Annotated in this window: 12 protein-coding genes; 11 read left to right on the top strand and 1 reads right to left on the bottom strand. The window is 62.4% G+C overall.

The window, feature by feature from the left end; all coding sequences use genetic code 11:
* Positions 1–212 precede the first annotated feature (212 nt).
* Entirely contained in the window at positions 213–959 is a 747-nt protein-coding gene (locus DK391_RS08185) for a glucose 1-dehydrogenase (protein ID WP_109477484.1), read from the top strand.
* A 43-nt stretch (positions 960–1,002) separates the two neighbouring features.
* Here DK391_RS08185 and DK391_RS08180 read toward each other — a convergent pair whose 3' ends face one another.
* Positions 1,003–2,394 (bottom strand): PLP-dependent aminotransferase family protein, encoded by a 1,392-nt coding sequence (locus tag DK391_RS08180; protein WP_109477483.1) that lies wholly within the window; start codon positions 2,392–2,394, stop codon positions 1,003–1,005.
* Positions 2,395–2,785: 391 nt separating this feature from the next.
* On the opposite strand from DK391_RS08180, the gene DK391_RS08175 reads away from it, so the two are divergent.
* From DK391_RS08175 to scpA, 10 genes are read left to right on the top strand one after another with little or no spacing between them, the layout of a single operon-like run.
* Positions 2,786–3,268 carry an MSMEG_0572/Sll0783 family nitrogen starvation response protein gene (locus tag DK391_RS08175; protein ID WP_012403844.1) on the top strand — a complete coding sequence of 161 codons (483 nt, stop codon included), beginning with the start codon at positions 2,786–2,788 and terminating at the stop codon, positions 3,266–3,268.
* A gap of 18 nt (positions 3,269–3,286) precedes the next feature.
* On the top strand, positions 3,287–4,309 hold the full coding sequence (locus tag DK391_RS08170; protein ID WP_109477508.1) for a Nit6803 family nitrilase: 1,023 nt from the start codon (positions 3,287–3,289) through the stop codon (positions 4,307–4,309).
* Positions 4,278–5,411 (top strand): MSMEG_0568 family radical SAM protein, encoded by a 1,134-nt coding sequence (locus DK391_RS08165; RefSeq protein WP_109477482.1) that lies wholly within the window; start codon positions 4,278–4,280, stop codon positions 5,409–5,411. The genes DK391_RS08170 and DK391_RS08165 overlap by 32 nt, the downstream gene beginning before the upstream one ends.
* A gap of 2 nt (positions 5,412–5,413) precedes the next feature.
* Positions 5,414–5,977 carry an MSMEG_0567/Sll0786 family nitrogen starvation N-acetyltransferase gene (locus tag DK391_RS08160; protein ID WP_109477507.1) on the top strand — a complete coding sequence of 188 codons (564 nt, stop codon included), beginning with the start codon at positions 5,414–5,416 and terminating at the stop codon, positions 5,975–5,977.
* Complete coding sequence (locus DK391_RS08155) at positions 5,974–6,960, top strand: sll0787 family AIR synthase-like protein (protein WP_109477481.1); 987 nt, start codon at positions 5,974–5,976, stop codon at positions 6,958–6,960. The genes DK391_RS08160 and DK391_RS08155 overlap by 4 nt, the downstream gene beginning before the upstream one ends.
* On the top strand, positions 6,957–8,123 hold the full coding sequence (locus tag DK391_RS08150; protein ID WP_109477480.1) for an MSMEG_0565 family glycosyltransferase: 1,167 nt from the start codon (positions 6,957–6,959) through the stop codon (positions 8,121–8,123). Before DK391_RS08155 ends, DK391_RS08150 begins: the two co-directional genes overlap by 4 nt.
* A 23-nt stretch (positions 8,124–8,146) precedes the next feature.
* Complete coding sequence (locus DK391_RS08145) at positions 8,147–8,431, top strand: MSMEG_0570 family nitrogen starvation response protein (RefSeq protein ID WP_109477479.1); 285 nt, start codon at positions 8,147–8,149, stop codon at positions 8,429–8,431.
* Between the two features lie 20 nt (positions 8,432–8,451).
* Positions 8,452–9,744 carry an MSMEG_0569 family flavin-dependent oxidoreductase gene (locus DK391_RS08140; protein WP_109477478.1) on the top strand — a complete coding sequence of 431 codons (1,293 nt, stop codon included), beginning with the start codon at positions 8,452–8,454 and terminating at the stop codon, positions 9,742–9,744.
* The gene (locus DK391_RS08135; protein ID WP_109477477.1) at positions 9,741–10,562 is read left to right on the top strand and encodes a Pnap_2097 family protein; all 822 of its coding nucleotides are present in this window, start codon (positions 9,741–9,743) and stop codon (positions 10,560–10,562) included. The genes DK391_RS08140 and DK391_RS08135 overlap by 4 nt, the downstream gene beginning before the upstream one ends.
* Complete coding sequence (gene scpA, locus DK391_RS08130) at positions 10,559–12,667, top strand: methylmalonyl-CoA mutase (protein WP_109477476.1); 2,109 nt, start codon at positions 10,559–10,561, stop codon at positions 12,665–12,667. The genes DK391_RS08135 and scpA overlap by 4 nt, the downstream gene beginning before the upstream one ends.
* The last annotated feature ends 10 nt before the right edge of the window (positions 12,668–12,677 follow it).

Below are 12,677 nucleotides of genomic sequence, written 5' to 3'. Positions count from 1 at the left end.
CGCGTCGGGGGCTCGGAGATTGTTATACGTGCCTGAAATCCCCCCGCACGCCCCATGGCGCGCCGATTGTTCGTCAGATCCTTCAGGTCAATTCGTCCCGAGCCGCTTTATCGGAGCGAACCGACTGTCTACATTCACACGACCGCATGCCGGCACGCAAAACCGCTCGCCGGCACCGTTCAACGCTATCGAATCGCTAAAGGAATCCAGTCATGAGCAAGCTTGCAGGCAAAGTCGCAGTGGTAACAGGTGCATCGAAAGGTATCGGCGCAGCTATCGCGAAAGCGCTCGCAGCAGAAGGCGCATCGGTGGTAGTCAACTACGCCAGCAGCAAAACCGCTGCTGACGCAGTCGTCGCCGACATCACAGCGGCCAGCGGCAAGGCAATCGCCGTCGGCGGCGATGTATCGAAAGCGGCTGACGCGCAAGGCATCATCAACGCCGCCGTCGAGACCTATGGCCGTCTCGACATTCTTGTGAACAATTCCGGCGTGTATGAATTCGCAGCCATCGAAGAGTTCACCGAAGATCAATTCCACAAGCAGTTCAACATCAACGTGCTCGGCCTGCTGCTGACGACGCAAGCCGCCGTCAAGCAGATGGGCGAAGGCGCCAGCATCATCAACATCAGCTCGGTTGTGACTACCATCACGCCGCCCACCAGCGCCATCTACAGCGGCACCAAAGGCGCTGTAGATGCCATCACGGGCGTGCTCTCGCGCGAACTCGGCCCGCGCAAGATTCGCGTCAATGCGATCAATCCCGGCTTCGTTATCACGGAAGGCACGCATGAAGCCGGCATTGCTGGCTCCGACTTCGAAACCAACGCAGTCGCGCAGACGCCGCTCGGACGCGCCGGTCAGCCGCACGATATCGCCGCGATTGCCGTGTTCCTCGCGTCCGACGACTCGGGCTGGTTGACGGGCGAGCATGTCGTGGCCAGCGGCGGCTTGCGTTAAGCGAACGATCGTCGCGAACCATCACGACGAACGATCACGGCGCTCACATCATCGGCATATGCAGATGATGCGGGTCGCTCAAGGTCTCCGCGACGCGCTGTAACGCGTCGCGGCAGTCGTCCTTGTCTTGCGGACCGCCCAGGCACACGCGGATCGTGTTGGGTGGATTCCCGTCCGGCGAAAAAGCCGCGCCCGCCACCACGCCCACGCCCTGGTTGCGCAATTGCAGCGCAAGCTCGGGTGCACTCCAGTCGCATTGCGCGGGAATCGGCAGCCACAGATGAAAACCATCAGGCTGTGCATCGTATTGCCAGCCGGCGAGTTCCTGTGATGCGATCGCCTGACGCGCAAGCGCTTCCTTGCGGATCGCGTCGAGCATCTCGTGCGCGGTGCCGTCGTTGACCCATTGCGTAGCCAGCATCACGGTGAACGGACTCGGCATCACCGTCGTCGCACGCAACGCACCTGCGATGCGCTGCGTTTGCCGCGCACTCGGCGCACGCAGATACGCCACTCGCAATCCCGCGCCGAACGTCTTCGAAAATCCCGTCACGTACCACGTCAGCTCCGGCGCGAGCGATGCCAGCGCAACAGGCTTGCTGGCAGGCAGCCATCCATACGCATCGTCTTCGATGATGGGCACGCTGTATCGCAACGCGACATCCGCGAGCGCCTCGCGGCGCTGTGCGGAAAGTGTCAGCGTGCTTGGATTCTGCAGAGTCGGGTTGCAGTAGAACGCGCCGGGCTTTTCGGTCTTGCAGAGTGCTTCGAATGCATGCGGCAACGGTCCTTCTTCGTCGCGCGGAAGCGGTTGCAAGCGCACGCCGAGTTGCGATGCGATCGCCTTGATGCCGGGATACGCAAGCGTGTCGAGGCAAATGGTTTCGCCCGGCCTCGCGAGTTGCGATACCAGCGCGACCAGTGCGCTATGAATGCCCGGACACACCAGCACGGTATCGTCCTCGCATTCGGGCAGGCGTTCCTTCAGCCACGCGCGTCCTGCTGCGCGATCATCAGGCGTACCGCCGAAATCCTGATAACGCAGCAAGCGGTAAGGGTCCATCTGTGCAAACAGATGCGCGGACGACTCTCTCAACCGTGCGGTGAGTTCCGGCGGCTCCGGCGGCATGTTCATCGACATCTCGACACTGCTGCCGCCCGCGAGCGGCAAGGTCTGCGTGCGTCCGCGGACGAAGGTGCCGCTGCCTGCGCGCGCATCGAGCAGGCCGCGCTTGCGCGCCTCGGCATACGCACGCGCGACGGTCGTGTAGTTCAGCTGCAAGGCACCTGCGAGATCGCGCAGGCCAGGCAGCCTGTCACGCGGACGCAAACGTCCGCTCGCGAGATCTTCCTCGATCAGATCGGGGATCACGAGATAGGCCGGTTTGCGGCTCTCCGTCAGCCGTTTGAGCCAGTGATGCGTGAGACTGTCCATTGCCGATATTCCCGGTGCCTGATTGCGTGATTCAAAACTAACACGCGAAATACCCAAAAAATAAATCGCGAGTCATTCAATTGCCAACTTGATCGCATTGATTGGATGAATGCACGCTTGCGGTGTATCGCGCACCATCCACACGCAAAACACGCTGCGCCCTTGTGCGAAACCGGTGCGTGCGCAGTCGTTGCGAATTCGCTAAAACCCCCGTGATACAAGGCTCGCAAAGAAATTTTCGGGTCGCTCGAACCATCGCGTGTTGATTGATTGGATATTGATTGCATGAAGCGGGCCGGAAATTGGCATACGCGTTGCGTTATGTGATTCGCCAGCCGGGTTATTTCCCGTTGAGCAATCCGATCAATTACGCGACTTATTGGAGAGTGATATGCCCGCCGTCAACAAACCCCTGCATCAGAAAGGCGATTACCTGGTCGACTACGAAGAAAAGGTCTTTCCTGACGTCAAGGCCGAACCCGGCGAAAAAGCACTCGTGACCTTTCATACCGTCGCCTTCGAAGGCTCGATCGGTTTTGTGAATCTGCTGCAGGCAACGCGGCTGCAACGCAAGGGCTTCGATACGTCGGTGCTGCTCTATGGTCCCGGCGTCACGCTCGGCCTGCAACGCGGTTTCCCGACACTCGGCGACGAGGCCTTTCCCGGTCATCTGAACTTCAACAAGCAACTCGTCAAGTTCATGGAAGAAGGCGGCAAGGTCTATGCGTGCCGCTTCGCATTGCAGGCGCTCTATGGTCATGGCGAAGCGTCGCTGATCGAAGGCATTCGCCCGATCAATCCGCTCGACGTGCTCGATCTGCAACTTCTCCATCGCAAGGAGAATGCGCTGATCATCCATACGTGGACTGTCTGAACACGCCGGGTGCCGATCTTGTCCGAGCAGCGAATCATCCGTGCAGCAGCGGTGCAGATTGCGCCCGACTTCGAGCGTCCCGGCGGCACGCTCGACAGGGTCTGCGCCGCCATCGACGAAGCCGCGGCGCAAGGCGTGCAACTGATCGTCTTTCCTGAGACGTTCGTGCCGTACTACCCGTACTTTTCGTTCGTGCGTCCGCCCGTTGCCTCGGGCGCGGACCACATGCGGCTCTATGAGCAGGCCGTGGTCGTGCCCGGTCCCGTCACGCAGGCCGTGAGCGAGCGCGCACGGCGTCACGCGATGGTCGTCGTACTCGGCGTGAACGAGCGCGATCACGGCAGCCTGTACAACACGCAACTGGTGTTCGATGTCGATGGGCGCCTCGTGCTTAAGCGCCGCAAGATCACGCCGACGTTTCATGAGCGGATGATCTGGGGGCAAGGCGATGGGGCCGGGCTGAAGGTTGCGCACACAGGCATCGCGCGTGTCGGTGCGCTGGCCTGCTGGGAGCACTACAACCCGCTCGCACGCTACGCGCTGATGACGCAGCACGAAGAGATCCATTGCAGCCAGTTTCCGGGTTCACTGGTCGGTCCAATCTTTGCCGAACAGATCGAGGTCACGATCCGTCATCACGCGCTCGAATCGGGCTGCTTCGTCGTCAACTCGACGGGCTGGCTGAGCGAAGCGCAGATCGAATTCGTGACCACCGACCCGAAGCTGCAAAAAGCGCTGCGCGGCGGCTGCATGACGGCCATCGTATCGCCCGAAGGCCAGCATCTTGCCGAGCCGTTGCGCGAAGGCGAAGGGATGGTGATTGCCGATCTCGACATGTCGCTGATCACCAAGCGCAAACGCATGATGGATTCCGTCGGCCACTATGCGCGCCCCGAGTTGCTGAGCCTTGCGATCAACGATCGTCCCGCGATGCCCGTTGCGCCGATGTCGATGGCGTTCGAGCGCGCGGGAACGGACGCCGCGTCTGAAACTACGAGTGGAGGTCAGGATGAATGCCAGCGTGAACCTGTCGCCGGTTGAGCCGCGCACGCAGCGCCAGTTGATGGAGCTGCGCACCGAGTTGCAGTCGGCGGGGCTGCGTCTCGTCGATCCTAACGCGGGCGCCGCAAGCCGTCGTGGCGGCGCAGGGCCGTCGGATCACAAGGCCGTCACGGTCGACGGCGTGACCATCATGGTGCCCGTGCACACCAGTTCCGCGTGGAATTCGCCGTTCGTCGCGGGTGCGCCGGACGAAGCGGGCGCGAGCGCGTTGATGCGCGGCACGATTCCGATTGCCAACATCAGCTTCCCGAAAGCGCCGCGCTTCACACAACTGCAAACGCTCGACGGCGTGCCGTATTCGCACATCGCCACGTTGCACGGCACCGACGTGCTCGCGACCACGGTGCTGCAAACCTGCATCCGTTACGAGAGCCGCAAGAAGACGTGCAAATTCTGCGCGATCGGTCAGTCGCTCGCGGCGGGCCGCACGATTGCGCGCAAGACGCCGGAGCAACTGGCCGAAGTGGCGCGCGCAGCCGTATTGCTCGACGGCGTGAAGCATATGGTGTTGACCACAGGCACACCGCCGACCTCGGATCGCGGCGCACAGATTCTGTGCGACAGCGCGTTTGCGATCCGTGCAGCGGTGGATCTGCCTATCCAGGCGCAATGCGAGCCGCCCGACGACGACGTGTGGTTCGAGCGCATGAAAGCGAGTGGCATCGATACGCTCGGCATGCATCTCGAAGTGGTCACGCCAGAAGTCCGTGCGCGCGTGATGCCGGGTAAAGCGAGTGTTCCTATCTCGCGATACATGGAAGCGTTCAAGGCAGCCGTCGCCGTGTTCGGCAAGGGGCAGGTCAGCACGTACATCCTCGCGGGTCTCGGCGATACGGCAGAAGCCATTCTCGCGATCTCGCGCGAACTGATCGACATAGGCGTCTATCCGTTCGTGGTGCCCTTCGTGCCGATCAGCGGCACGCCGCTCGAAGACCATCCCGCGCCGACGCCCGAATTCATGAAGTCGATTCTGGCGCCGCTCGGCGCGATGCTGCGCGACGCGCAGATGCGTTCGGCCGACATCAAGGCAGGCTGCGGCAAATGCGGCGCGTGCTCGTCGCTGGCTTCGTACGAGGACTGATCATGTTCTGCGAAACCTTCGACGAACTCGATGCATTGCCCGTCGCCTTCACGCCGGCGGAATATCGCGTGAAATGGGCGACGCTGCCGTGGGAATTCAAGGAAGCGTACGCGCTGCGGCGTGCGGTGTTCTGCGTCGAGCAAGGCATTTTCGTCGGCGATGATCGCGACGAGATCGATAACGACGCAAAACTGCTGGTAGCGCTGAGTTGTATTGCAGGCGTGCCGGAGCAGGTAGTCGGCACGGTGCGCATTCACGAAACGCAGCCGCGCAGATGGCTCGGTTCGCGGCTTGCGGTGCATGCCGCTTTCCGTTCGCATGGCAAGCTCGGCTCGACGCTGATCCGTCTCGCTGTCAGCAGTGCGCATGCGCTCGGCTGCGATACGTTCCTCGCGCACGTGCAGAGCCAGAACGCGCCGTTGTTCAGGCGCTTGCACTGGCAGACGGTCGCGGAAGAAACCTTGTTTGGCCGACCGCATCATCTGATGGAAGCGGACCTCGAACACTATCCGCCGTGCTTTACACCGGAGAGTGGATTCGTCACGTCGTCGCGGGGACGCTCATGAACCTGCAAGCGCTGGTCGAACGGTTACGCGAAAGCCGCGGCTTTCGGCACAAGACGGATATAGCAGGTGTCGTGGCGTCGCTGGCATCGCGTCTGCCGAACGGCACGCGCGATCTCGCGCAGGCGGTTGCCGTAGGCGACGATTGCGCGGCGATTGCCGATGGCGACGGCTATCTGCTGTTTGCAATCGAAGGGTTGGTCAGCGATTTCGTCGAGACGATGCCGTGGTTCGCGGGCTATAGCAGCGTGATGGTCAACATCAGCGATGTGTATGCGATGGGTGGCCGTCCGCTAGCCGTTGTCGATGCATTGTGGAGCGACGGGCTCGAATCGGCGGGACAGATTCTGGCGGGCATCGCGGCGGCGTCGAGTGCGTATGGCGTGCCGGTTGTCGGTGGACACAGCAATACGCGCAGTGCCGAACCGCAGCTTGCCGTATCGATACTTGGGCGCGCGAACACATTGCTGTCGAGCTTCAATGCGCGTCCCGGCGACACGCTCGTCATGGCCGTCGATCTGCGTGGCCGGTTCGAAGACCCGTACCCGTTCTGGAACGCTTCCGTGGACGCACCCGCCCAGCGTCTGCGCGACGATCTCGAACTGCTGCCTTTGCTGGCAGAAAGTGGCCTTTGCGATGCCGCGAAAGACATCAGCATGGCCGGCGTGCTCGGCACATCGCTGATGCTTCTGGAGTGCTCAGGTGTAGGCGCACGGATCGATCTCGATGCGATTCCGCGCCCAGATGATGTCGATTTCGAGCGCTGGCTGAGCGCCTTTCCGAGTTACGGTTTCGTGCTGTCGGTGCGCGGCGAACATGTGAGTGAAGTACTCGCGCGTTTTGCGCAACGCGGTCTTACGTGCGCGGCGATGGGTACAGTCGATGCCTCGCGCGAAGTGGTGCTGACGCAGCAAAACGAAGCGGCCTTGCTGTGGAGCTTCAAGGACAGCGCGTTCATCGGTGCGCCAGTGGGAGCGCAGTCATGAACGGCAACGCCATGCGCATTGCGCTGTTCACGCATTCCGTCAATCCACGCGGTGGCGTCGTGCATACGCTCGAACTCGGCGGCGCGCTGCATGAAGCGGGACACGACGTGACGATCTTCGCGCCCGCCACGGGCACCGCGACGATGTTCCGCGAAACGCCGTGCCGCGTCGTGCTCGCGCCTGTCGCTGCGCACGGCAACGATACGGTCGCGATGGTCGCGACGCGTATCGACGCGTTGAAAAAGGCCTTGCTGGAAGATGGCGCATCCCGTTTCGACGTGCTGCACGCACAAGACAGTATCAGCGGCAACGTGCTCGCGGAACTGCGTGAGGAAGGCACGATTGGTGGCTACGTGCGCACGGTTCATCATCTAGACACGTTTGCGAACGCGCAGTTGAGCGCGTGGCAACGGCGCGCGTTCATAGATGCCGACACCGTGCTGTGCGTAAGCGACGCATGGACAAACAGAATGCGCGACGAATTCGGCATCGAGGCGTTTGCGGTTAATAACGGCGTCGATGTGTCGCGCTTCCGTTCTTGTGGCAGCGCGGACGTTTGCGACAGGTTTGACCTTCGAAGCAAGCCGATGGTGCTTGCCATAGGCGGTATCGAAGAACGCAAGAACACGTTGCAATTGCTTGAGGCTTTTGCCTTGCTCAGGGCAACGCATCCTCATGCGCAACTTGTCATCGCAGGCGGCGCGAGTCTGCTAGATCACGACGCCTACTCGCGCCGCTTCATGACACGCGCGATGGAACTCGGCCTGCACATCGGCGATGCAATCGTAGTGACAGGCCCACTCGACGACGCAGCCATTCCCGCGCTGCTGCAGCGCGCCGACGTCGTCTCGATGGTCTCAGTGCGCGAAGGCTTCGGTCTCGTGACGCTCGAAGCATTGGCCGCGGGTACGCCTGTCGTCGTGTCGCGCATCGAGCCGTTCACCGAATATCTCGACGAGCGCGTCTGCTGCTGGGCGCAACCCGACGATGCCGCGAGCATCGCCGACGCCTTGCGCCGCGCGTTGCACCAGCGCGGCGGGATCGACTTCGAACACGCGGTGCCTGCGCTGCTCGCGCGCTTCAGCTGGCGCGAAAGCGCACGCCGCCATGTCGCGCGTTATGCGGACCACACGCAGCGCCTTCTGCAAGCGCTCGGCGCCTGAATCTCTCACTCAAAGGATACGTGATGCCAGTCATGCACTTCAGGGTCCAGTGGCCGGACGGCAGCGAGGCCAACTGCTATTCGCCTTCGACAGTGGTCGGCGAATTCTTCGTGGCCGGGCAGCGCTATGCACTCGACGATTTCGTCGGCAGGGCACGCGAGGCGCTGCATATCGGCTCCGAACGCGTGCGCGAGAAATACGGCTTTGCGTGCTCGGCGGCGATGGACCAGCTGGCGCAGATCGAAGCGCAGGCGCAGCGCTTTGCCGAAGATCCCGAGGCACACGTCCACGTCGTGGAACTTTTGTGAACCGAACGCAGGAAAGAATCATGTCGAATGCAAACACCATAGCTGCCGATGCAGCGAGCGCAGTGCCGCACCACACGGTTATCGTCGTCGGCGGCGGGCAGGCGGGACTATCGATCAGCTATTACCTGAAAGAGGCGGGCATCGATCATCTCGTGATCGAAAAGCATACCGTCACGCATACCTGGCGCTCGCAACGCTGGGATGCATTCTGTCTCGTCACGCCGAACTGGCAATGCGCGCTGCCCGGTTATCCGTATCGCGGCGACGATCCGCATGGCTTCATGAAGAAGGACGAGATCATCGCGTATCTCGACGGCTTCATCGAAATGGTCGATGCGCCCGTGCTCGAACATACGGAAGTGCGCAAGATCAGGCGCGTGCCTGCGGGCGGCTACTACGTATCGACATCGAATGGCGATTTCACGGCGGATCAGGTGGTGGTCGCGTCGGGCGGCTATCACACGCCCATCGTGCCGCGCATGGCCGAGCGCCTGCCGGCGGAGATCGTGCAGATGCAGTCGTCGCACTATCGCAATCCGCAGGCATTGCCGGAGGGCGCCGTGCTCGTGGTGGGCTCGGGGCAATCGGGCGCGCAGATCGCGGAGGATCTGCATCTGGCGGGCCGCAAGGTGTATCTGGCCGTAGGTGAAGCGCCGCGCTGCGCGCGTTTCTATCGTGGCCGTGACGTGGTCGACTGGCTCGCCGACATGCGCTACTACGACATGCCCGTCGATCAGCATCCGTTGCGCGAAGGCGTGCGCGACAACACCAACCACTATGTGACGGGCCGCGACGGTGGGCGCGATATCGACCTGCGGCGCTTCGCGTCCGAAGGCATGGAACTGTACGGCCGGCTGGACGATCTGCGCGATGGCCGCCTGCAATTCGCGCCGAATCTGATCGGCAATCTCGATAGCGCTGACGATACCTACAACCGTATCAATGCGAGCATCGACGGGTTCATCGCGAAGCAGGGTATCGATGCGCCGGCAGGCGCGTCTTACGATCCCGTATGGCGGCCGGAAAGTGAGCGCACGTCGCTGGATCTCGCCGCGAGCGGCATTGCGTCGATTATCTGGTGCATCGGCTTCCGGCCGGACTTTAGCTGGATCGATGCGCCGGTGTTCAACGGGCGCGGCTATCCTGCGCATGTTCGCGGCATCACGCCACAAACGGGCCTGTATTTCATTGGCTTGCCGTGGCTGCATACATGGGGATCGGGCCGCTTCTCGGGCATCGCGCGCGACGCCGCGCATGTGGTCGACACGATCCGCTCCGCCATCGACGCCGATTCGACCAGTCTCGCGGCATGAGCATGGTGCAACGCTATCGCGCGGGCATGCCGCAACTGAGCTACACGGGGCTATCGGAAAACTGGCTGCTGAAGGAGTGCGGGCATCGCCACTGGGAAGCACTGGCTGCGCACGCGGACCGTGCGCAGCCGGATTTCCACGACGATAACGGTGGCCGTTCATATGCAGCCTTCACGGCGATCCGGCTGCAAACGCGCGGCCTCGACGCGATCGCCGAAAACGACACCTTCGATATTCACAGCACGCTTTGCAGGACGGGCGCGGTACGGCATTTCAGCACGCATCGCATCGTGCACGGCGAGACGGAGATTGCCGAACTGTCGATGTCGTCGGCGTTCGTCACGCGCGGCGACGCACGCAGCAATCGTTCCGTCGCGCGTGCTGCGCTGGCTTCGCTGCCAGGCGCTGTCGAACCGATGCCCGAGCGCGCGTTGCGAATGATCGAGATGAGCAAGCGCCTGCGTGCCGAAGACCATCACGCGCTGCCGGAACTCGCACCCGCGAATGGCGACCCGATCGAATTCCTGCCGTGCCCGAACAGCGATTTCAATGGCGCGGACTTCTTGTACTTCGCAAGCTTTCAGGCCTTTGTCGATCGCGCCGAATGGCAATGGCGCCGCTTCGACGAGCCGCCCGTGATCACTAGCCGCTCGCTGTTCTACTACGGCAATGTCGATGTGGGCGATGCGCTGAGCGTGCGCGCCATCGGCCATGCAGAAAATGAGCACGGCATCCGTCACTGGACGGAAGTGCGCCGCAAAAGCGACGGCATGAAGATCGCCGATGTCACGACGGACAAGCGCTGGAGGCGCAGATGAGCATGACGGGATCACGTCGAAGCCATGCGGTGCCGCTCAAGCAGGTCTATACGCGAGCGGACCTCGCGCACGCGGCAGCACATCTCGACAGCCGTCCAGGCGAGGCGCCGTTCGTGCGCGGACCGTTCGCGTCGATGTACACGCAAAAGCCGTGGACGATCCGGCAATACGCCGGCTACGCGCAGGCAGTCGATACGAATCTCGCCTTTCGCACGGCGTTGGCCGAAGGCGCGCAAGGCCTGTCCGTCGCCTTCGATCTGCCGACGCAGCGCGGCTATGATTCCGACGATCCCGCTGTGAGTGCCGATGTAGGCATGACAGGCGTGGCGATCGATACCGTCGAAGATATGGCGCGCCTTTTCGACGGCATTGCGCTGGACCGTGTGTCGGTTTCCATGACGATGAACGGCGCAGTCTTGCCTGTGCTCGCCGCGTTCATCGTCGCAGCGCAGGAAAATGGCGTGTCTGCGGCGCAACTCAGAGGCACGATCCAGAACGACATCCTCAAAGAATTCATGGTGCGCAACACGGGCATCTTCGCGCCGGAACCGTCGCTGCGCATTGCTGCCGATGTGGCCGCTTATCTTGCATCGAACGTGCCGCGCTTCAACGGTCTGTCGGTGTCGGGCTATCACTTTCAGGAAGCGGGCGCGGACGCCGTGCTCGAACTCGCGCTGACGCTCGCCAATGCGCGCACCTATATCGTCACGCTGGTCGCACGCGGCATGCAGGCAGACGATGCGTGCGAGCACATGAGTTTCTTCTTCGGCGTCGGCACGGACTTCTATGTGGAGATTGCGAAACTGAGGGCGGCGCGGCTGTTGTGGTCGGAGATCGCGACGCAATGCGGTGCGCAGTCCAGCAAGGCGCGCGCGTTGCGCATGCATTGCCAGACATCGGGCTGGTCGCTGACCGCGCAAAAGCCGACGAACAACATCGTGCGCACGACCGTCGAAGCGCTCGCCGCCGTGTTCGGTGGCACACAGTCGTTGCACACCAATGCGTACGACGAGGCAGTGTCGCTGCCCTCCGCGCAGGCGTCGCGGCTCGCACGCGATACACAACTGGTGCTGCAGCACGAGACGGGCATCTGCGATGTGGTCGATCCGTGGGCCGGGTCGTACATGATGGAATCGCTCACAGCAGACATTGCCGGGCGTGTGCGCGAGATGCTCGAGGAGATCGAAGCAAAAGGTGGCGTCGTAGCAGCGATTCGTTCGGGCTGGATACGTGAGTGCATTCATGAATCGGCACTGCGCGTGCAGGCGGAAATCGAAAGTGGCGAGCGTGTGGTGGTGGGCGTCAACCGCTTTATCGCCGACGACGAAGATGCACCGTTCGATTCGCCGGCACTCGATGCTGCGCAGGTTCGCGCGCTGCAGGCGCGTCGCATCGCGCAGGTAAAGCGCTCGCGCGACGCAACGCGTGTGCGCGACACACTGGCCGCGCTACATCATGCCGCACGCACAGACGAAGGCAATCTGCTCGCACTGACGATCGAATGCATGCGCGCACGGGCGACGGTCGGGGAGTGCATACAGGCGCTCGAAGCCGTGTGGCCGCGACAGGCAGTCGCGTTGCCTGTGACGGAAGGAGTCTACGGAGAGTCGCTTTCTTTCGACGCCGCATGGGTCGCCGCCTGCGATGCAGTGCGCGAGGCCACGGCACACCTGGGCCGCTCGCCACGCATCTTGTTGGCGAAACTCGGCCAGGACGGACACGACCGTGGCATACGCGCCGTCGCCGCTGCGTTGACGGATGCGGGCTTCGACGTAGTAACGGGTGCCCTGTTCGCCACAGCGCAAGATACGTGTGATCTGGCTTTGACGCATGACGTCGATGTGCTGGGTGTGTCGTCGCTTGCCGGTGCGCATGTCGAACTGGTGTCGGGTCTGCTCGAAGCACTTCACGCACGGCATGTGCATATACCCGTCGTGATCGGCGGCAACATCGACAGTGCAGGGCAGCAGGCGTTAAAGGAGCGAGGCGTTCTTGCGTGCTTTGCCACGGGCGCGAGTATTGCGCAGATCGTCACGCAACTGGCGAACATTGCGACGTCACGCGCTCATGAAAAAGCCTCGACGCCCGAAGGCGCCGAGGCTTAGTGCCTGCCAC

The organism is Paraburkholderia sp. C35, from assembly GCF_003121405.1.
Lineage (GTDB): Bacteria > Pseudomonadota > Gammaproteobacteria > Burkholderiales > Burkholderiaceae > Paraburkholderia.
This window is presented reverse-complemented; position numbering and strand designations above follow the sequence as displayed.